This window comes from Rhizobium sp. C104, from assembly GCF_022354505.1.
GTDB lineage: Bacteria > Pseudomonadota > Alphaproteobacteria > Rhizobiales > Rhizobiaceae > Rhizobium > Rhizobium redzepovicii.
In genome coordinates, this window is sequence record NZ_CP092353.1 from 379,232 (window position 1) to 399,699 (window position 20,468).

15 protein-coding genes and 3 pseudogenes are annotated in these 20,468 nt (G+C 58.8%); 4 read left to right on the forward strand and 14 right to left on the reverse strand.

Features of this window, described 5'->3' with window-relative positions; genetic code table 11:
• Positions 1–99 precede the first annotated feature (99 nt).
• The 11 genes from trbI to traI form a co-directional block, all read right to left on the reverse strand.
• Positions 100–1,395 carry an IncP-type conjugal transfer protein TrbI gene (gene trbI / locus MF410_RS33920; protein WP_096771937.1) on the reverse strand — a complete coding sequence of 432 codons (1,296 nt, stop codon included), beginning with the start codon at positions 1,393–1,395 and terminating at the stop codon, positions 100–102.
• 10 nt (positions 1,396–1,405) lie between these two features.
• Positions 1,406–1,843: a conjugal transfer protein TrbH gene (trbH, locus tag MF410_RS33925; protein WP_096771938.1), complete on the reverse strand. Its 438-nt coding sequence runs from the start codon at positions 1,841–1,843 to the stop codon at positions 1,406–1,408.
• A gap of 2 nt (positions 1,844–1,845) precedes the next feature.
• Entirely contained in the window at positions 1,846–2,658 is an 813-nt protein-coding gene (gene trbG / locus MF410_RS33930; RefSeq protein WP_088396714.1) for a P-type conjugative transfer protein TrbG, read from the reverse strand.
• Between the two features lie 14 nt (positions 2,659–2,672).
• Complete coding sequence (locus MF410_RS33935; RefSeq protein ID WP_096771947.1) at positions 2,673–3,335, reverse strand: conjugal transfer protein TrbF; 663 nt, start codon at positions 3,333–3,335, stop codon at positions 2,673–2,675.
• Positions 3,336–3,359: 24 nt separating this feature from the next.
• Entirely contained in the window at positions 3,360–4,553 is a 1,194-nt protein-coding gene (gene trbL, locus MF410_RS33940) for a P-type conjugative transfer protein TrbL (protein ID WP_239621092.1), read from the reverse strand.
• A 157-nt stretch (positions 4,554–4,710) separates the two neighbouring features.
• Positions 4,711–5,514 (reverse strand): P-type conjugative transfer protein TrbJ, encoded by an 804-nt coding sequence (gene trbJ, locus MF410_RS33945; protein ID WP_096771940.1) that lies wholly within the window; start codon positions 5,512–5,514, stop codon positions 4,711–4,713.
• Positions 5,486–7,942, reverse strand: coding sequence for a conjugal transfer protein TrbE (locus MF410_RS33950; RefSeq protein ID WP_096771941.1), 2,457 nt, complete (start codon positions 7,940–7,942; stop codon positions 5,486–5,488). The genes trbJ and MF410_RS33950 overlap by 29 nt, the downstream gene beginning before the upstream one ends.
• A 10-nt stretch (positions 7,943–7,952) precedes the next feature.
• Positions 7,953–8,252: a conjugal transfer protein TrbD gene (locus MF410_RS33955; protein ID WP_088396717.1), complete on the reverse strand. Its 300-nt coding sequence runs from the start codon at positions 8,250–8,252 to the stop codon at positions 7,953–7,955.
• A complete protein-coding gene (locus tag MF410_RS33960) occupies positions 8,245–8,622 on the reverse strand; it encodes a TrbC/VirB2 family protein (protein ID WP_088396718.1) in 378 nt (125 codons plus the stop codon). The genes MF410_RS33955 and MF410_RS33960 overlap by 8 nt, the downstream gene beginning before the upstream one ends.
• Positions 8,612–9,589 carry a P-type conjugative transfer ATPase TrbB gene (gene trbB / locus MF410_RS33965; RefSeq protein ID WP_096771942.1) on the reverse strand — a complete coding sequence of 326 codons (978 nt, stop codon included), beginning with the start codon at positions 9,587–9,589 and terminating at the stop codon, positions 8,612–8,614. The genes MF410_RS33960 and trbB overlap by 11 nt, the downstream gene beginning before the upstream one ends.
• Before the next feature lie 11 nt (positions 9,590–9,600).
• Positions 9,601–10,224, reverse strand: a complete 624-nt coding sequence (gene traI, locus MF410_RS33970; protein WP_088396720.1) for an acyl-homoserine-lactone synthase TraI — start codon at positions 10,222–10,224, stop codon at positions 9,601–9,603.
• Positions 10,225–10,613: 389 nt separating this feature from the next.
• Between traI and repA the strand changes: the two are divergent.
• The 4 genes and pseudogenes from repA to MF410_RS33990 all read left to right on the forward strand — a co-directional run.
• Positions 10,614–11,824: pseudogene (gene repA, locus MF410_RS33975) on the forward strand (plasmid partitioning protein RepA); the annotation flags it as partial.
• Complete coding sequence (repB, locus tag MF410_RS33980) at positions 11,798–12,850, forward strand: plasmid partitioning protein RepB (protein ID WP_239621170.1); 1,053 nt, start codon at positions 11,798–11,800, stop codon at positions 12,848–12,850. The pseudogene repA and the gene repB, both read left to right, overlap by 27 nt.
• Before the next feature lie 155 nt (positions 12,851–13,005).
• A complete protein-coding gene (gene repC / locus MF410_RS33985; protein WP_096771944.1) occupies positions 13,006–14,214 on the forward strand; it encodes a plasmid replication protein RepC in 1,209 nt (402 codons plus the stop codon).
• A 370-nt stretch (positions 14,215–14,584) separates the two neighbouring features.
• Positions 14,585–15,016, forward strand: a pseudogene (locus MF410_RS33990) (integrase core domain-containing protein); the annotation flags it as partial.
• A gap of 23 nt (positions 15,017–15,039) precedes the next feature.
• On the opposite strand, the gene MF410_RS33995 reads toward MF410_RS33990, so the two are convergent.
• The 3 genes and pseudogenes from MF410_RS33995 to MF410_RS34005 form a co-directional block, all read right to left on the reverse strand.
• Positions 15,040–17,103, reverse strand: coding sequence for a recombinase family protein (locus tag MF410_RS33995; protein ID WP_097622254.1), 2,064 nt, complete (start codon positions 17,101–17,103; stop codon positions 15,040–15,042).
• On the reverse strand, positions 17,093–17,656 hold the full coding sequence (locus tag MF410_RS34000; protein WP_239621094.1) for a hypothetical protein: 564 nt from the start codon (positions 17,654–17,656) through the stop codon (positions 17,093–17,095). Before MF410_RS34000 ends, MF410_RS33995 begins: the two co-directional genes overlap by 11 nt.
• 398 nt (positions 17,657–18,054) lie before the next feature.
• Positions 18,055–19,176, reverse strand: a pseudogene (locus MF410_RS34005) (IS110 family transposase).
• Positions 19,177–20,468 lie beyond the last annotated feature (1,292 nt).

Genomic DNA, 20,468 nt, shown 5'->3' on the forward strand with positions numbered 1-20,468 from the left:
CGCGTATTCAAGCTCTGGTCGATCTAAAACAAGACCATAAGATGGAAGATTTTACCGCCGCCAAGCCGCGGACTTCGCTTGCAGCTATCGTCTTGGCTGTTACGGGCCGCTATAGGCCGACGGGAAAACGATGTCCTGATCGACAAGAACGTTGAACTTGTAACCGGGGCGTATGCGGATGGTCGGTTGGACGTTCAGGTTTTTCGAGATCGTCTGCTCAGCCACACGGCCGAAGCTTTCCGCGAAATTGCTCCTTGCCGCGTCAGAGGCGGATTCCTGGCTTGCGAGCGTCGAACTCTGGGGCGCCGACATTTCGATCCCGCTTCCGATCAGCGCGATTAGAGCGGCTGAACCAAAAGTCCGCCAGAGATGGCGATCGACCTTGTCCTTGAACCCGCCGTAGCCTTCAGCATCGGTGCCGGCCATGCCGCCGATCTGCAGCGTCGAACCGTTCGGGAATATGAGGTCGGTCCAGACGACCAGAACCCGCTCCTGAGCGAAGGAGATTTTCGAATCGTAGCGGCCGAATAGCTTGGCGCCCTGCGGCACGAGAAGACGGTGTCCCGTGGCGCTGTCATAGACATTCTGGCTGATCTGCGCGGTAATGCGTCCCGGTAGGTCGGAATTCAGGCCGGTGATCAGCGTGGCCGGGATGAACGCCCCCCGCTTGAGCTCATACGGCGACAACTGCGGCACAACCTGATTGGGCAGATAACCGAGGTCTTTGATATCCTGGTTGAAAAAGTCTTCCTTTGAGGCCTGGGCGTTCCCATCGACATTCTGTCCCAATAACCCCGATCTCATCGCAGCCGCATAAAGATCGGAGGCGTCGTTCGTCGTACTGTCGGTCTGTCGAGCAGTATCGTTGGTGTTCGCCGCAGCCTCTTCCGCGTCAGACACATTCACCTTTAGCGGCGAGTCCAATGCAGTTGCGCGCGCCTGTAGCCTCGCCATCAGCTGGCGCTGCTCTTCCCGAATATATTGTTCGTCCTGCTCGCGTTTCAGACGCGCCTTCCATTCCTCCTCGGACTCCATACCGGAACGCGGGTCCCGGTCCACCGGCCGCCGCTCGGGAACGGGCTCTTCAGTCTCGACCTTCTGCTCGATGACGGGCGTGGGCTGAAACGATCCGCGTTCAACCGGCTCGCCGATAATGCCGTCTGGAACTCCACGCTTGAGCTGTTCGCCGAAATTTGTCGCCGGGGTATTGGAGGCGCTGTCGATGTCGTTGCCGCGGTTGAAGGATAGTCCTCGCCACGACAGGCCGGTCACGACAATGCCGCAAAACAGCACGACCAAGATGATGGTGACGATGATCGGTAGACGGTTGAGGCGACGCATGCCGTTTTGATCGTCGGCCTGGCCGGATGCGCCAAGTTGAAGCGATTGCACCATGGTCTCCTCTTCAATTGCGCCGCATGACCGAAAGAGGACCCGCTGGCGTGGCGCCATCCGCTGTCGGCTTGTAGGCGCGGCTGATCGCGATGGAAGCGGTGGTCATCCGCGCGAGAACCTGGCCCTCAATGCTGTCGATCACATAGGCAAGCTCGACTGGCTTGATGTCCTTGCCGATCTTGTTGTCTGTAACGACGGTGTATCCCCATCCTTTGAGGGCCGCCTCAAGCGCGGTCGCAAACTCGGATTGGTCGTTGTTCATCTGGATCGTCGTCACTCTGGCAGAGCCGATCTGCTCGGCCAACCGACCGGCCATGTCACCGGCAACGGCGCTTGTGGCCGGTCCGGTGACAGCCCTCTGTGTTACACCGGTGGTCAATGCTTCATCGGCCGTCTGGCAACCGGAAGAGAAGGCGACGGCGATCGAGGCTAACAGCAGCTTGCGCATGATCACCCTCCCCGCTTGATCGTGATCTTCTGTTGTCGCCATCCGACGCCGGAAAGGAGGATCGCCTTGTCGACCACGTAGTCGACGATCATCATGTCATTCTTCATGCGAAAATTGACGATGCGGTTCTGACCGCCCGAGACGACGAAGAGGACCGGAGCGTCCTGGCCAGCGATCGCCTTTGAAAACTGAATGTAGGTCTTTGCTCCATCGGAATAGACCTGTTTTGGTTTCCAGGCGGCGGTGCCGCTCACCGAATAGGAGAAGTTAAGCTTATCGGGCGCGGCGCCTTGAATGCCTCCGGTTTCCAGCCGCGCATTGATGTCGCCGAGCTTCATCGAGACATCGTCGGGATACTCAAAACCGATGCGGGCCATGTATTGGGTCGGATGCGACTTGAGCTGGATATGGTATGTGCGTCGCGACGTCGTAACCACCATCGAGGTAAGGAGCCCGGCTTCGGATGGTTTGACGACCAAATGGATGGCCTGCCCCCCGGTCGCGCCCGACGTCGCCGGCTCGACCTTCCATCGCACCGTGTCGCCGACAAGCACGTCGCGGACGATCTCGCCGCCCTGCAACTCGATATCGCATACCTGCAGCGGCGAGCAGACCACCGAGGGTTGGGTTTCGCCGAACAGGAAGATGACCTTTCCATCCGGACCGGTCGTGACGAGACCGGCCGTTCCGCGCCACGTCCTGGAAATTCTCGTTCCCTTCGCCTCGTTCGAGGTCATGCCTTGCGCCAATGTGCCGCTCGCAAGAGCGAGCCCTGCAATGCAGCCGGCGGCCATGATCAATCCTGTTCTGTTCATTTAATTTCCCCGCATCAAAGCTGTGCCGTCCAGTCGAAATCACGGACGTAAAGGCCGATCGGATTGACCCGGATCGTCGCCTCGTCCTGAGGCGTGGTCAGCGTGACCGTGGCGATGCCCCGAAACCGGCGCGTGCCCATCTCCTTTCCCTTGCGGTCGCGCTCATATTCGGTCCAGTCGATCTGATATGTCTGGTTGGAGAGCGCGACGATGTTGTTGACTTCGATCGCGACCGTCGACGTCTTCCCCTTCTCGAATGGCGAGTTGCCACGGAACCAGGCATTGATCTTCTCCGTGGACGGGTCCGAAGTCCTCAGGAGTGCGTAGGTCCGGTCGATATATTGCTTCTGGACCACGGCGTCCGGTGTAATGGAGCGAAAGCTGCTCACGAAGTTGCCGATGGTCGCGCGGACCACGCGTTCGTCGGCATATTCAATTTGCGCTGGAAAGCCGGCCATCACCGACGTCCCAAGTTTGTCGACCTCGACAATGTAGGGCACGAGCTTGACCTGTGCGCTTAGATATAAGGCGTAAGTGAAGCCGATCACAGCCATTGTCATGCCGAGGATCCCGACCAGTCTCCAGGCGGCTGCGGCTTTGACGTATGAGCCATATCGTTCCGACCATTCCTGGCGTGCGGCGAGATACGGGCTTTCGGGAGCGCTGTTTGCTGCCATGGATCCATCCATTTCTGTTTCTTGCTAGTCGTTGAGTTCGGGTGGTCGCTTGGCGGCGCTGTGCCCACTGCGGCTTTCATCAAGCTTGGCGTTTGCGAGCCCGAGGATCGACCCCGCATAGGCGCCGGGCGAGCCGATCGCCTTCTCCTTGGTTGCGGATCCCGCAGCGTTGCCAGCAGAACCGACGCCGGCGCCAAGGCCTTTGAAGGCCGCGCCCACGACTGACGAGCCCGCAGCTCGAGCGGCTTGGCCCGCCGAAAACCCGGCCCCCGCCGCCCCTGCTCCGAGAAAACCTGCGCCGGCGGCGAAGGACGCGGCTTGTCCGCCGTGGCGAATGGCCTCCATCCCTCCGGAAACTGATGCCCCCTGCACCACGCCTTGCAAGATGCTGGGGACGTAGATCGCGATGATGAAGACGACGACGGCTATACCGGCTATCGCCAATGCTGTCTGAAACTGGTCACCGATATCAGGTTGGTTCGCGAGCCCGATCAGGACCTCCGATCCGATACGCGAGATCATGACAAGCGCCATGAGCTTCATTCCCACCGAGAAGGCGTAGACCAGATAGCGGATCGCGAAATCTTTGGTGTAGGATGATCCGCCAAGCCCGAGCATGATCATCCCGGCGAGCAGACCGATATACATCTCCACCATCACGCTCACGAAAATCGCTGCAACAAGCGAAAACGAGATGACGACGACGACCATGGCGAAAGCTGCCGAGATTGCGAGCGCGTTGTCCTCGAAGAGGCCGAACTGGATCTTCTCCGACATTTTGGTTGCGACGGCGAGGCCGGCATTGAAGACGTCGGCAGGTGAAGCAGTTCCACCGCCGGCGCCAATCTGGAATAGGCTGTCGACCACGGCCTTGGCGAAGGCTGGCCCTTGCGCGAGCACGAAGGCGAAGAAGCCGACGAACATGATCCGTCGCACCAACTCTGCGAACCAACTATCAAGTGACGCGGCCTGGATTGCGAGCCAGACGGCAGCGATGCCAATCTCGATCGTCGCGAGAATCCAGAACAACGATTTCCCAGCATCCATGACGGTGGTCTCCCACCCTTTGGCAGCCGTCGTGATCTGTTTTTGAAGTGATGTCAGCACCGATCCTTCTTGGGCGAATGCAGGCTGAGCTGCCACCGCCGTAAGTGCGGCGACCAACACCGCGGCTCGCAGCACACGGAAGCTTGTTGTGGCGCCCATGATGATCACCATTCGACCTTCATTTTATGCCCGCCAGAGGTGGGATAATCTCTCGAGGGATCAAAGACCGTGGCGCGGCGCTCATGCGCCGCCTGTCTTTCGAAAATGAGCCAAGCCGTGCGTAGAATGCCGACCACGTTCAGGAAAGAGGTCAGGATCAACTTGGTTCTCACCATTCGACTTTCATCCTTTCCCCGCCGGACGTGGATGGTGCAGTCGCGCCAAAGAACTTTTCCCGACGAGCCTGTGCGAGATCCTTGTCAGTCTGCTCGGTCTGGAGCCAGGTGCCCATCATGGTCATCTGTTGTGAAACGAGCCCGCGCATTTTCTGCATCTGCGCGACTTGCTGCGAAGCGATTTCGTGACCGACCTGGAGCGCCTTCATTTGCCCGTCGGCGGTCTCGGACATCGCGCGCAGCGTTGACATCGTGTTTTCCTCGCTGTCGAATTGATCGGCCGTGAGACTTGCCGCCTTCAATGTGCTGGCGATCGTGTCACGGTTGGTATCTGACCAAGTTTGATACGTGGATGTGAAGCTGGCTGCATTCGGAAGGTTGGTCTTGAGGTTGGCATAGCTCTGGAAGCGCTGCTGCAAGACATCGTCGGCATTCCCCATCGAGAACGATATGCTTTGCCCCTGGTCAACAATGCTGCGGAGCCGATTGAGGTCGCTTTCGACCTTTCCCCACATGTAAGACGGCAGTGTCGCCGTGTTCTGGAGAAGGTTCTGATAGATGTTCAGCTGGGTCTCGATCTGTTGCGCAAGCTGGCTGATCTGTGTCAGCTGATTCTGAATCTGCTCGCCGGATTGACCGACGAGGGAAACCAGTTCGCCGTTGTTGAGGACCTGAGTCCACTCGGTTGCTGCGCCGGTGGCGGTGCCAGCTTCGGCCTGCGCCACGGTAGCAACTCCGATTGCGAGGGCGCTTAAGCCCGTCAGCCATCTACTCGAAATTGAGCTGCGATGCGGCATCGTGAACTCCTCTCGTGTTCAGCCAATGGATCGGCCAGTCACGGCCGTGTTCGGCAATCAGCGCCCGGATGCGTTTCAGGTCGTCCTTGCCGGAAGCCCCGACGAAGCTCAACGCGACGGGGCCAAGCGTCATATCGAACAGCCGCCGGCCCTCTGGCGTGGCGACGTAATATTCGCGCTTTTGGGCTGCGCCCGCGACGATATCGATCTGGCGCTCGTTAAAGCCGATGCGCTCATAGAATTCCCGCGTTCCCGGCTCGCGCGCGGCACCGTTCGGAAGGCAGATTTTCGTCGGGCAAGATTCCTTCAAGACGTCGATGATCCCCGAGCGCTCCGCGTCCGAGATCGATTGTGTGGCGAGAACAACGGCACAATTCGCTTTGCGCAGCACTTTCAGCCACTCGCGGATCTTTGCGCGAAAAACGGGGTGACCGAGCATCAGCCAAGCTTCGTCCAACAGGATCAGGCTTGGAGAGCCATCGAGGCGCTTTTCGATGCGCCGGAACAAGTAGGTAAGCACCGGCACTAGATTGCGCTCTCCCAAATTCATGAGGTGATCGATCTCGAAGGTTTGCAGCGCGCCAAGCGAAAGGCCATCCTGCTCGGCGTCGAGCAACTGGCCCATCGGACCGTCGACCGTGTAATGGTGAAGCGCGTCCTTGATCTCGCGTATCTGGACCCCAGACACAAAATCTGAGAGCGATCGGCCCGGGGCGCTTGCCATTAAGCCGACCTGCCGGGAGATGGCATTGCGATAATCAGGCGAAACTGTGATGCCTTGCAACGCGATCAGCATCTCGATCCATTCGCTCGCCCAGGCCCGGTCCGCATTACTTCCGAGTTCGGAGAGCGGGCAGAAGGCAAGCGCCTTCCCCTCCCCTTCAGTGTCTCCGCCAATTTCGTAGTGGTCGCCGCCACCTGCCAACGTCAACGGCAGCAGTGAGTTGCCTTTGTCGAAGGCAAAGACCTGGGCGTTCTCGTAGCGTCGAAACTGCGCGACGATCAGCGCCAGAAGGGTCGACTTGCCGGAGCCCGTCGGACCGAACACGAGGGTATGTCCAACGTCGCCGACATGCAGGTTCAGGCGAAACGGTGTGGAGCCGCTCGCCACCTGCATAAGCGGCGCTGAATTTGGCGGATAGAATGGACACGGCGCGATCGGGCTACCTGACCAGACCGCATTGAGCGGGATAAGATCGGCCAGATTGTTGGTGTTGATCAAGGGCTCGCGAATATTGCAGTACCAATTGCCCGGCAGGCTACCAAGATAGGCATCGGTGGCGTTAAGCGTTTCGATCCGCGCTCCGAAGCCCTCGGCCTGGATCAGCCGTCGGATCGCCTCCGCCTTCTCCTGGAGTGCTTCGCGGTCGTGATCGAACAGCACGATCACCGGCGTGTAGTAGCCGTAGGCGACCCGCTGCGACGAAGCCTGTGCAATTGCGTCCTCGGTCTCGGCCACCATTGTCATGGCGTCCTGGTCAACGGACCGGCTTTGCGTCTGGAATAATTGATCAAAGAAGGGCCGGACCTTCTGCTGCCATTTCTTCCGGGTGCGTTCGAGCTTCTGTCGTGCCTCCTCGGCATCGAGGAAAATGAAGCGCGACGACCAGCGATAGGTGAGCGGCATCAGATCCAGGCTGTTGAGGATCCCCGGCCAGCTTTCCGCCGGCAACCCGTCGATTGCGACGATCCCGAGAAACTGGCTCTCGATCTTCGGCGTCAGCCCATGCTCGAGCTCGGCAGTCGCGATCCAGTCGAGGTACATGGGAACGTCGGGAAGCCGGATCGGGTGGCTCTCGCCGGTGATGCAGAAGCGAACGAACTGCAGCAATTCATCGTACCGTGCATTTCGCGTCCCGCCTCGTTCCCTGACAACGCGCGTTTCCATCCGACGGATCGAAAGGTTGTTCGCCAGATACTGCTCGATTTCCCGAATGGCGTTTTTGAACTCGAAGAGCACTGTGTCCGCATAAGACTTCTTGCGGCTTTCCTCGTCCGAATAGATGTATTTGCTCAGTGCCGTCTTCTTCGACTCCAGCGGCCGGTAGGTGAGAACGATTGCGTGCTTGCTCTCAAAATGTCCCTGTTCGCGCGCAAAATGCGCCCGGCGCTCGGCGTCGATCGCCCGTGTTACCGGATCGGGGAAATGGCACCGATCGTCGGATGGGTAGTCCATGGTCGGAATGCGGATCGCCTCGACCTGGATCATCCAGCCGCTTCCGAGCCGAGAGAGGATCGAATTGATCTGCCGCGACAGCTCGTTGCGCTCGAGAGCGGTCGCGCTTTCGGAGTCGGGGCCGGCAAAGTACCAACCCGCCATGAGACTGCCGTCCTTCAGAAGCAGAACGCCGTTATCGACAAGACCGGCGTAAGGAACGAGATCGGCAAAGGATGGGCCTGTGGTCCGCAAACGTTTCAGAGCTACCATGGGCGCCTCCTCAGTATCGGCGCCAAGGCGAACTCGTCGCCTTGTAGGTGGGCCTGTAGGAAATGTGCCGGATGTAGACCTGTCGCATTAGTGGGTCGGACTTCGCCATGATCCTGAGAACCCCGACGACCAGGATCCAGACGGCGACACCGAAGATCGCCGAATAGATTGTGAGGACGACGAAGATTAGGATCACGGCCGCAAGTCCGGTGAGCAGCACCAGTTCGCGATCCGCTCCCATCAAAAGATTTGAACGGGAAAGAGCCCGGTGGATGAGATTGCGTTGCAATCCGGTAAGCGACTCAGCCATCGGCCGCCTCCCCGCCCGCAGGCGGGTTGAGCTGTTGTTTCGCCAATCCAATTGACGCACCGGTCGAACCGAACAGACCGACAATCTGAGTCGCACCGAGAAGGATGCCGGCAACGAGCACGACGTAGACGAGACGTCGCGCAAAATCGTTGAGCTCGCCGCCAAAGATCAGCATGCCGCCCGCTATCGCCATTGCCGCGAGCGCAATGGCGCCCGCAACCGGGCCGGTGATCGACTCCTGGATTTGCTGCAGCGGTCCTTCCCAAGGCAGACCACCGCCCGAGGAGCTGGCGAGAGCCGGACCAAATGAAGCAAGCACGACCGGGGCCGCAAGGAGCGTGATGGTGACGAGGGAAACTTTACGCGACATGGCGCGCCTCCTCTTCTTCGGTGAGCTGGCCGGACTCAGTTTCGTATTGCCCCCCAGCGAACCGTTCGACTTGAATCACGTCGCGGACGCGCCGACCGCGCGGCGTCCGCTCGATCGAGATGATCAGGTCGACCGCCTCGCCGATCACCTCTTGCATCGGCTGCTGACTTGCTTCGGCAGTTAATTGTTCCAGTCGTCGCAGCGCCGACATGGCGGTGTTGGAGTGGATTGTCGCGACGCCGCCGGGATGGCCGGTGTTCCACGCCTTGAGCAATGTGAGCGCAGCGCCATCGCGGACCTCACCAACGACTATGCGGTCAGGCCGAAGCCGCATCGTGCTCTTCAAGAGACGCCCCATGTCGACGGTATCACTGGTGTGCAGGAGAACGGCGTTTTCAGCCGTGCACTGAATCTCGGCGGTGTCCTCGAGAATGACCAGACGGTCTTCCGGCGCGGATTTGACGATTTCGTCGATCACCGCGTTCGCGAGCGTCGTCTTGCCGGAACCTGTTCCTCCCGAGATGATGATGTTGAGCCTTGCGGCGATGGCGCTTCGGATCGTCGATGCGTGATGTTCGCCCATCACCCCGGACCGGATGTAGTCGTCGAGCGGGATGAGCCGCGACGCTCGGCGCCGAATAGTGAAGGCGGGCTTGGCCACCACTGGAGGCAGCAGCCCTTCAAAACGGTGGCCGCCGATCGGCAATTCGCCCGAGATGATTGGTTGCTCGTCGTCCACCTCCGACTGAAGGGCATGAGCGACGGTTCCGATCACCATTTCCGCGGCCGCCGAGGACATTTCTCCGGCCGGGGCAACACCGTGGCCCAGCCGTTCGATAAAGAGCTTTCCATCGGGATTGAGCATGATATCGACGACCGCCGCGTCCTCGAGCGCGATGCAGAGTTGATCGCCAAGCGCCTCCTGAAGTTTGCGCACGAGCCGGGGATGAGAAGGAAGCTGGGTCAAAGTGGTCTCCGTTACGCTTGATGACTGCAGGCGGTGAGGTTGGATTGGTAGTTCGGCGGCCGTAACCTCAGGAAGGTCTCAGCGTTTGCTGGCAGCGTGCCTGCGATGGCGGTGGTGGCACCGATCTTCTCCGGCTGCCCCAGGCGCTGGAGAGGCCATTCGACGCGAGCAAGAATTCGCTCGAACCTGATATCCGTTACCGTAACGACTTCGGTGAGACCGCCCGCCAGGCACCATTCTACGATGCCGGCGAACATGGTCCGCGTTGCCTCGTGAACCGAACCGTCTCCCCTCCCCTCTTCGAGGGCGGTGTCGACGCAAAAGCGAGAGCTCTCGACCATCAGGGGATGAGCGTTCAGGCGGCCTTTTGGGAGCAGCGATGGAAATACGTCTGCCAGCATGGTCGGTCCCATCGCAGGCAAAAGGCGCGCACATCCTGCAAGCCGTCCAGCCGCGGTGACAGCCAGGATGTAAGTCGGGCCGAGAGCGTCAAACCCATCTGCCTCGCAGTCGTCGACCACTTCCACATCCCAATTCAAGCGAGTGGAAAAGACCGACGCACGTAGCCTATGATGGTCCTGAACCAGCTGCGCTTCGTAGCAATTTTTTGGTGTCGAGATCGCGAATACCTGCATGGATTTCTCCGTCGTTGTTAGGCGACGGGAACTCAGCACGAATCGGAATCGGGCGTCAGTTGTCGAATCCTACAAGGTTTTTTGTGAGTGAGTCGCGGCAAGGAGATCACCGCCTTTGCCGAAGTCTTCTGCTTTTCGCCGAAATCGCCGCGGGCACATTTGTAGGATTCACAGTAAAACATACCGTGAACCCGTCGGTGCCGCGGCCTTGCTAAGCTTCAGGCTCTAAACGGAAATATCCATTTGCTCTACGTTTCGGGCTTCTCCGCGTTAACCTTTCGTTAACCTAAAAGCCCTTGCTGAAATTGCAGAATCGGCTCTAATAGCTAGTGGCGGAACTTTACCGGTTTCGCGAAAAATTCCGCCACTTGCAGGAAATGGGTTTTGAGATGGCGAAGACCGCAGCAAAAACAGCGCCAGTCGTCGAAGGGTTGACCGCATTGATGGAGCGTCATGCCGACGCTCTCTCCAGCCAACTTCAAGCCCATCATCTCAAGGTCTTCCCGCCGACGTCCGAAAAGGGCATTCGATCCTTTGCACCGTCAGAAGCCTCAAAATTGCTTGGCATCGGTGAGTCTTATCTTAGGCAAACTGCTTCGGAAATGCCTGAATTGCACGTTAGCATGAGTCCTGGCGGTCGACGCACGTTTACGATCGAAGATATTCATTCAATCCGTAAGCACCTGGACCTGATTGGCCGCGGGAACCGGCGCCACCTGCCCCATCGTCGCACGGGAGAGCAGCTTCAAGTCATCTCGGTGATGAATTTCAAAGGCGGCTCGGGCAAGACGACGACGGCCGCGCATCTGGCACAGTACTTGGCAATGCGTGGCTACCGAATTCTGGCGATTGATCTTGATCCCCAAGCAAGCCTTTCCGCACTCTTCGGCAGTCAGCCAGAAACTGACGTTGGTCCGAACGAAACACTCTATGGCGCCATCCGGTATGATGACGAGCAGGTCCCAATCGAGCAGGTTGTCCGAGGAACGTACATCCCGGATCTTCATCTAATTCCCGGCAATCTTGAACTGATGGAGTTCGAGCACGACACCCCCGCGCGCTTATGAACCGGAAGGAAGGCGACACGCTTTTTTACGGTCGGATCAGTCAGGTCATCGAAGACATCGCGGACAACTACGATGTCGTCGTTATCGATTGCCCTCCTCAACTTGGCTACCTCACTCTTTCGGCTCTGACTGCCGCAACCTCGATCCTCGTCACCGTCCATCCGCAGATGTTGGATGTAATGTCGATGAACCAGTTTCTGGCGATGACCTCGAATCTCCTTCGGGAAATCGAGAATGCAGGCGCCCAGTTCAAGTTCAATTGGATGCGCTACCTCGTCACTCGTTTTGAACCGAGCGATGGCCCGCAGAACCAGATGGTGGGCTATCTGCGTTCGATCTTCGGCGAAAATGTCCTCAATTTTCCGATGCTCAAGACGACGGCCGTTTCGGACGCTGGTCTGACAAATCAAACCCTCTTTGAGGTTGAGCGCGGACAGTTCACGCGCTCAACCTATGATCGGGCCTTAGAGGCGATGAACGCCGTCAACGACGAGATCGAAACTCTGATCAAAAAAGCATGGGGTAGAACCACATCGAGTCGGAAGCACCTCCTTGACGTCTCCACGGACGCCCCCGACAGCTCATCAGCTGCTGAACACAGAGCGGCAAAGACTCGCTCCATGCCGCTTCTCGGCGTGACCAGAAAAGAACGAGATCCAGCGACGAAGCTGACTGCAAACATCGGTAACGCGTTGCGCGAGCAAAATGATCGTCTTGGTCGTGCCGACGAGATCGAGCGGCGTCTAGCCGAAGGTCAGGCCGTGGTTGAACTGGACACGTCGTCAATCGAGTCGTCCTTCGTTCAGGATCGTATGCAAGGTGATATCGAAGGACTTCTTGCATCCGTCCGCGAGCAAGGACAGCAGGTCCCAATCCTTGTGAGACCTCATCCCGTTAAACCCGCGCGCTACCAGGTTGCCTTTGGACACCGCCGGCTGCGCGCCGTTTCGGAGCTAGGACTGCCGGTCAAGGCGGTTGTTCGGGACTTGACGGACGAGCAGTTGGTTATCGCACAGGGTCAGGAAAACAATGAGCGCGAAGACCTCACCTTCATCGAAAAGGCACGTTTCGCACACAAGCTAAACAAGCAGTTTCCACGAGAAATCGTCATCGCGGCAATGTCAATCGACAAAAGCAACTTGTCGAAGATGCTCCTGCTTGTCGACGCCCTCCCCTCTGAATTGATCGATGCCATTGGCGCCGCTCCAGGCGTTGGACGCCCAAGTTGGCAGCAATTGGCAGAGCTGGTTGAGAAAGCATCGTCTCCGGGAGGCGCGGCGAAATATGCGGCCTCGGAAGAGGTGCAGGCGCTGCCGTCGTCAGACCGGTTCAAGGCGGTGATCGACCATTTGAAACCGCGTCGGATTGCGCGCGGGTTGCCAGACGTCATGTCGACCCCCGATGGCGACAGGCTTGCGCAGGTCACGCAGAGCAAGAGCAAGGTCGAAATTACCATTGACAGGAAAGCCACGCCGGATTTCGCGGCTTTCGTACTCGAGCATTTGCCGGCGCTCTACCAGGAGCATCGCGCAACGCATCAACGGAAACAGGGAGTGTAACCCGCAAAAGAAAAGAGCTCCCTCAACGTCGCCGTCGTGGAAGCCCTTCTGTCTCTGTAGCAAGAACAGAATCGCATTTCCTCGAATCCTCGTCAAGAGTCTTTGGCGCCGTTTTGGTGAGCGAATTTCGTTTGCCTGGTGAAAGGTGAGAGACAATGCACTCGGGGAATGTGACGACGCCGTTCGGGCGGCGGCCGATGACGCTTGCGCTCGTGCGGCGCCAGGCGGCAATAGAGATCAAGCATGGAAAGATTGCCGATAAGTGGAAAGTGTTGAGAGACGCTTCCGCCGCGATGGGACTGCTCGGGATCCAGTCGAACAGCCTGGCCGTTCTTGACGCACTTTTGAGCTTTTATCCTGACAATGAGTTGCGTCAGGACGCACAATTGATTGTCTTCCCGTCGAATGCTCAACTGGCGCTTCGGGCGCATGCAATGGCGGGCGCAACGTTGCGGCGGCATATAGCTATCCTGGTGGAGTCGGGGTTAATCGTCCGTAAGGATAGCGCAAATGGCAAGCGCTTCGCCCGTAAGGGCGACGATGGCCGGATCGAGAACGCTTTCGGCTTCGACCTGTCGCCCCTGCTGGCGCGATCGGAAGAGTTGGCGATGTTGGCGCAAAGAGTGGCGGCCGAGAGAGCCTCTCTCAGGAAGGCCAAAGAGAGCCTTACCATTTGCCGGCGGGATGTTCGCAAACTTATCACGGCTGCAATGGTCGAGGGCGCAGACGGCGATTGGCAGACGACCGAAGATATCTACGTTGCGCTCGTGAGCAGAATTCCGCGTGTTCCGACCCTTGAAGGGGTCACTAGCGTTCTCGATGAAATGTTGATGCTCCGTGAGGAAGTGCTCAATCGATTGGAAAACCTTGAGAATAATGAAGAAATTAGCACCAATGCTGCTCGTATTGAGCAGCACATACAGAATTCAAAACCCGAATCCATCAATGAATATGAACCTCGCTCCGAAAAGGAGCAGGGGGCAAAGGCTGGCTTGAGCCATCAGCCGAAGAATAAATCGCAAAGGGCATTCCCATTGGAATTGGTGCTCAAGGCGTGCCCGATGATCAGCGACTATGCGCCACGCGGCGTGGGGAACTGGCGAGATCTGATGTCTGCCGCCGTGGTGGTTCGATCTATGCTGGGGGTAAGCCCTTCCGCCTACCAGGATGCCTGCGAGGCGCTAGGACCGGAGAACGCGGCGGCGGCAATTGCGTGCATCCTGGAAAGGGCTAATTTTATCAACTCCCCTGGAGGCTATCTGCGGGATCTAACGCGTCGGAGTGAGCGCGGTGAATTCTCGCTTGGCCCGATGTTAATGGCGTTGTTGAAGGCCAACGGACAAGGTGGTTTGAGGGCTGGGTAGGTGCGGCTGATCGTTATCCTGCCGCTGAGGATTTCGGTTGTGGTCAGCTGACCACAGAGCTAACCCCTTGGAAGACGCTGATTTTCGAAGGAGACTGGTTGGAGGGACTGTGTGTAGGTTACCGTCAGGCCCTGAGCCAAATGACGCCTCTTAGGGGAACAGTAGACCGTGACCTCAATACGAAGTCGCTCCAAAGTCGAGCACAAACAAGCCAGGAGCGAAGTCTTCGCACGATTCAGTAATTCATTGGAACCGTCGCGGCGAGCAAATCGCAAGGTGGTCTGCTGCGCCGGCTAATCGCGAATGCGCGATGGCGCCGAAGGAATAGGACGCAAACAATAGGAACAAATACCTGCTGCTATCCGCAGAGGCCCCGATCCTGGTCGAAGCGAAAGCCGATGCCCGCTGGTAGCTGGATTTCGTTCACGACCAGTTCACTTGCGGAAGGCGGTTTCGCGTGCTCAACATCGTCGACGATGTGACGCGCGAATGCCTGGCGGCGATCCCGGACACCTCGATCTTGCGTCGTCGCGTCGCTCGAGAGCTGACGACCCTCATCCTATGCGCGGCAAACCTGGAATGGTCGTTTCCGACAGGCACCGAACTCACCTCAAATGCCATCCTTGTCCGGTCGAAAGATCATGAGGTCGAGCGGCACTACATCGCGCCGGGAAAGGAGATGCAGAATGGCTATGTCGAGAGCTCCAACGGCTGCATGCGCGACGAGCTGCTCAACGAAAGCCTCTTCTTCGGCCTCGATCATGCCCGAAGTGCCATTGCCGAATGGGCCGACGATTACAATCCTGTTTCATAACACCCATCTTTCTATGTCATTGAAAGGAATAGATTTTCCTGATCTGGAGGCGATCCCGCGGGGTGGCGAGGGTTCTTCCGGGCACGATCGAGAATCTGACGTGCTTGCGGGGTCGCGAGTTTGGAACGGCTGAAGATCCATGGGCCATCGGGTAGCGGATGAGCCCCCTTAATATCGCCAGCCTCGGCCGCCAGACGCAGCGTCTTTGGCGATATCCCGAGTAACTTCGCCGCACCGCCCAGATTAAGCCATGGCTCAACCCCGTCGATCTGCGGACGGAAGACCGGAATCTTGCGATATGACCTCAGCGCGGTGACCCGCTCCCGTGTCCAGCGATTGCCATTGCCGGTCGTCAGTCCGTTGCGATTGAGGACACCGGCAATCACATCATCATTGGCGATCAAGACGAGCTGTTTCACAGCGTCGACAATGTCGTCAGGGGTCGCATTTCTTTGGCCACGGTGTCGCTTCGGCAGGCGCAGTTCGGTGTGGACGCCTCCAACCCAATGAATGACGAGGACGATCTCAGAGGTTCCATCATCGAGATCGGCGACCACTTCATTGATGAGCGTGCGCACGATGCGCTTCTTCAGCCTTGCATCGGTTGTCGGCGCCGTCCAGACGGCGCGAAGGTTTCCCGCAAGTGCGGTTACCTGTGATGCGGACATGGGGAACGGATGCGGCGTAACTGTCCGATGTTTGGCAATCTTGGCCTCGATCTCACCGACGCCAGTCAGCGCCTTGTTCCAGCGTGCTTCCAGCTCCGACGTCACCAGCCTATTCTCTGGATCGGCCGCGTCATATTGCCGGAATGCCCGGTCGGCTACATAGCGTGCTGCCTCGAGGTCGCGCATCAGGGCATCCTGAACCTGATCGCGTTGGTTGGCCATATTGCGTTCCGCCTCGACGGCGGCGGCAATGGCTCCTGGCTCGACCACGCCGAGAAGTGCCTCTTCGATCGCGTCATCGACCCGCAGACCGCCGAAGGCGATGCAACGTGGTTCGCCGTTGTCGAGCAACCCTCGCCAACAGGAATAGCGCGGGATGTTATGGTTGGCTCCTGTGTAACGAACCGTCAGCTTCCGGCCGCACCTTTTGCAGCGGAACAGGCCGGCAAGCAGAGCGTCGCCATGCTTCGGCGCTCCATGATGGCGACTGGCCGGTACATTGTCGCTGACCATCTTGCGGATCTCCTCCGCCCGTTCCCAACTGATGTAACCTTCGTGCGCATCCGGGATCAGCGCCAGCCATTCATCACGCGCCTTGCGGCGAATTCCAGATCGGCCATCGTATCCTGGTACGGAACGACTCTTACCATAAGCATAAGCGCCGCCGTAGATCGGGTTCGCAATCATCCGGTGGATGGTGGCATAATTTGGCCTGCGCCAGATGACGTCACCGTTGGCGCACCTGACGGGCAGGTCCAATCCCTGCTCAAGGAACCATAGCAAGGCCTGCCGGGCACTCCCGAGTTCGGTGACCTTGTCGAAGACGAGTGCGATGGCTTCCTGGATGCGCCGATTGGGATCCTTCTCGATCCTGTCACCGGCCTTTACGAAGCCGGCCGGAACAGTGACGACGAGTTCACCGCGGCGAGCCTTCTCATAGCGGGCGGAAAGGGAACGCTGACGCAAGAGATCGAGTTCATACTCGTTGAGGCTGCCCTTCAAACCCAAGAGCAGGCGGTCGTTGCCCTGGCGGGGCGCATAAACTGCTTCCTGGTCGACCAGGACGGTATCGACAACGCGGCACATCTCGATGAGTTGCTGCCAATCGCGGCTGTTCCGGGCGAAGCGCGATACCTCACGCGCGGCCACGGCGCCTACCTTGCCAAGGCAGACTTCCGCCACCATCCGATCAAATCCAGCGCGGGTCACGCCGCCGGCGGCCGAACGACCAAGGTCGTCATCCACCGTCTCTATATGTGACCATCCAAGCGCTGCCAGACGGTCGCGCATGGCGTACTGGAGGGCGCTGCTCTCTCGATTGTGCAGAACCTGGTGAGCCGAGGACTGCCGAACATAGAGGATGGCCTTCCGCTCCAGATGATGCGGCGCGATCTTCTCATGCATCATGACCGGCCTCCTTCTGTTGGCAGGCATGTCCGCACTTTGCGTGATCGACGAACAGCCGCACGATGAGCACCGTCAACGCTTGGCGGGTCTCCTCCGGCAACTCCGGCCATTGCGGCGTCCCTGCCGTCTTCCCCGCTGCGGGGCCGAGAACAGATCGAACTGGCATGTCATGGGCTGGCGAGGCATGAACATCTCTCCGACTCGTTTCGTGAGAGACCAATGCTGCGCCCATTACCGAAGATTGCGATGAGGCATCAGCGTCCTTCAGCAATCTTGCCAAAGAATGCAGGCTTGCGAGATCGACGTGCGGGACCGCCAGGCTGCGCCAACAACCACTCACTGATCGGTCGAACATCCACGACGGGACCTCAAGAAGTCGACCAGAAGAAGAACCAGAAAGGCTGCAGCGGAAAATATGCGTCCCTTTAGACACCGCCTCATGCACGTGAACAAGCCGTCCGGACCAGGGATGCCACGGATACAGAAGCTCGCGAACCTCGGTCCCGTGGGTGTTCTGTCGTCGTGTTGTACAACCAATTCCGGCCGCACGCATCGCTCGGATCCAGACCCCGACAAATGATGCTGAAATAACCGCCGTAACCGCGCCATTTGGCCTACTCTAAACCGCCGGGCTCTCTTATGTTCGTTTGCAAGCTCTTTAGTCATGAGTCTTTCTTTCCGGTTTTGAGGACGAAAGCCGATGCGTGTAGCTGTTGAACAAAGGAGGAGACAGGGCATTTCGACGACGGCTGGCATACTCTTATGCGCGGGTTGGGTACCGCATTTCCGTGTGTTCGTCTGGGGCTGCCTCTGTCTAATCTCGGGCTTGGAATTGTCCGCCACATAGAGCCTGCGAGGGTTCCCCACCGGAGCCCTGCCTCCATCTTTGTCCAACAGCAGATGATTTCAATTTGCGGGTTAAGCGTCTCTGTTCAAGCTGGTTATTCGCCTTTAGCCTTTTGCTATGGGAGCGACCTCCTGCCCGATGGCCCACAGGAACGCTGCCATTTCTCGCGCAATGGCGGTGACCGCGACGACCTTCGGCTTGCCTGCCGCCATCAGCTTGCGATAGCGCGCGCAAAGCCTCACCTGGGCTTTCCAAGCAATCTCGCGAACCGTTCTTGGTAGGTCGTCCAGTCGCGCCTGGATCTTCGGGCTCACGCGAGCCGGGAAGCGATATGTCCAAGCCCCTTCAATGAGTACCCTTCGAGCCCTTGTATTGCCCGCCTTGGTGATCCCACCACGCTTGACCCGTTCGCCGGTTGAGCTTTCCGACGGCACGAGACCGAGATACGCCATCAACTGACGGGGATTATCGAAGCGCCTGACGTCGCCGATCTCGACGACAAAGGTGACCGCCGTCATGAACGCGACGCCGCGGATCGCCTGGTAGGCGGCCACAACCGGGGCCATTGACCAGGATGCCGCGGTCTCGACGACCAGCTTGGTCAGCCGATCCAGGCGCACGCAGGCATCCGCGACTGCCTGGCAATATTCCGCCAGCAGGATTTGGTGGGCGGGATGATCGAAGGCCTGGCATGTCAGTCAGCCATCTTGTATGGGCACGCGTCCATGGTTCGCGTCCGGCATAGATCCGGCCATGACGCAACAAGAAGGACTGAAGTTGCTGACGCGCCTGTTTCAGCGCGTCGCTGGCCGCCTCACGCGCCCGCACCAGGTCGCGGATCGCCTCATGGCCTTCATCTGGGACCCAGACTGCGGTCAGCTCGCCCGCCCGGTGCAGGCGCGCTAGACCCATGGCATCCCGGCGGTTTGTCTTCACCCGGTCGCCCGCACGCTTGGGCACCAGTGACGGCGCCACGACCACGCAATCATGCCCCAGTTCGACAATATGCCGGTAAAGACCGTAACCGTTGGACCGGCCTCATAGCAAAAATGAAGCTTAGCTCCGCGCTTGGAAAGCTTGTTGACCATAGATGCCACTGATGCCGGCTCCGAGGAGATGTCGCCGAAAAACCGCACCTCGCCGTTGCGGGTTCCGTCGGCAATGGCCACCGAAATCTTCAATTTCGACGTATCCAAGCCGACGAAAATTACGCTATCTTCTTTCATGGTTCGCCCTCGCTAAGCGTGGGGCTCGGCTCCGGCCTATCCAGAGCAACCCCCGAATTCAGCTTACCGCGGGGGCGGGCCACCTTCACCCTACGAACATACGGTCTAATCGCCGCCGGATGAGGATTGAGCGCCAGCCAGCGGGTCCAGTGATCAAGGTTTTTCCGCCCGACCTGCTGTCGTGGGCCAACTGGCAGGGAGTTTTTTGGAGTAAGACGCCCCGCCAACAGCTAGTTTTCCAGTGGTCAGCTGACCACAGCTCCAACACTTTGAAACGAAACGACTTTTCAGACGCTTCTGGAACGGTGCAGCTCCTCGGGGCCACCTTTCACAAGGTCAGCCATCGAGATAGGTACCGTCCTGTCGCCGCCATGGGTTCGCAGGTTTTGATGGGCAATTTTGATCGTCATGACCGTAAAGATCTCATGACATTCTAAGGTCACGGTTGACTGGGTAGAATGGCCGCCAGCCTTCTATGCGGCTGGTGTAGTAAGGTCAGTTGATGCACGGACCCGATCGAGCAGCTTCGTGTTGTGCGCCCAGCATGGGCGCACTCTTGTGGGTGGAAGTCCCCACGTAAGTTGGTCATGGCGAGCGAAGCGAAGCGCAACTGAGGAAGGGCGACCAACCGTGAGGAGGAAGCGTGGATCGAAACTGAGGGCCGATGAACAAGAATCGGATATGGCGGTGCCGACCAGGGCGAGCGGGCAAAGAACGGCGAAGCTCTCTTGACCAAGAGGCGGTGGCGTAGATCCGGCGGTCGGGCAGTGAAGGAGTGCGCTCTTACCTGGGGAGATCTCGCCTCACGCCAAAGGGCGACGGTGTCGAGCCTGAGCGAGAAGCAGAGGCCTTAGTAGTGAGCACGGAAGTGCGGACGAAGGGCCGAACGAGCGAAAGGGAGAACCGCTGGTTATCTGATTTGAACGGTCTCTGATGGTCGCGTCAGCGAAGCTCGCCGATCTGGCAGGTAGGGTGAAGCTCGAAGGGCCACGGCAGCGAGAAATGAAATCCGCCGCACCAGGATAAGCAACGCCACGCGTCAGGCTGGGAGAACTGCGATCCTGCCGACTTCAACTGCTCCAACCGCCCGGTGCGGATCCGGATGCCGGGTGGCTGGGAGGGAGGAGCCGAGGCAACAGGCTCCCCCTATCCCCATCAAGCGACCAATGACAATGTTTGTCACGACTGAAAGCAGACATTAGCTTGTAATCTTTGCAACGCTTCCGCGAGATGCTTCAGGACGATGACCTCCCAGGCTCCGAGGACAGTCGGAACTTGCTGGTCGCGAAACA

Coding starts and splice junctions, on each gene's coding strand:
- trbI (WP_096771937.1), bottom strand. CDS start 1,395: ATGGTGCAATCGCTTCAACTTGGCGCATCCGGCCAGGCCGACGATCAA.
- trbH (WP_096771938.1), bottom strand. CDS start 1,843: ATGCGCAAGCTGCTGTTAGCCTCGATCGCCGTCGCCTTCTCTTCCGGT.
- trbG (WP_088396714.1), bottom strand. CDS start 2,658: ATGAACAGAACAGGATTGATCATGGCCGCCGGCTGCATTGCAGGGCTC.
- MF410_RS33935 (WP_096771947.1), bottom strand. CDS start 3,335: ATGGCAGCAAACAGCGCTCCCGAAAGCCCGTATCTCGCCGCACGCCAG.
- trbL (WP_239621092.1), bottom strand. CDS start 4,553: ATGGTGATCATCATGGGCGCCACAACAAGCTTCCGTGTGCTGCGAGCC.
- trbJ (WP_096771940.1), bottom strand. CDS start 5,514: ATGCCGCATCGCAGCTCAATTTCGAGTAGATGGCTGACGGGCTTAAGC.
- MF410_RS33950 (WP_096771941.1), bottom strand. CDS start 7,942: ATGGTAGCTCTGAAACGTTTGCGGACCACAGGCCCATCCTTTGCCGAT.
- MF410_RS33955 (WP_088396717.1), bottom strand. CDS start 8,252: ATGGCTGAGTCGCTTACCGGATTGCAACGCAATCTCATCCACCGGGCT.
- MF410_RS33960 (WP_088396718.1), bottom strand. CDS start 8,622: ATGTCGCGTAAAGTTTCCCTCGTCACCATCACGCTCCTTGCGGCCCCG.
- traI (WP_088396720.1), bottom strand. CDS start 10,224: ATGCAGGTATTCGCGATCTCGACACCAAAAAATTGCTACGAAGCGCAG.
- repC (WP_096771944.1), top strand. CDS start 13,006: ATGCACTCGGGGAATGTGACGACGCCGTTCGGGCGGCGGCCGATGACG.
- MF410_RS33995 (WP_097622254.1), bottom strand. CDS start 17,103: ATGATGCATGAGAAGATCGCGCCGCATCATCTGGAGCGGAAGGCCATC.
- MF410_RS34000 (WP_239621094.1), bottom strand. CDS start 17,656: ATGCGTGCGGCCGGAATTGGTTGTACAACACGACGACAGAACACCCAC.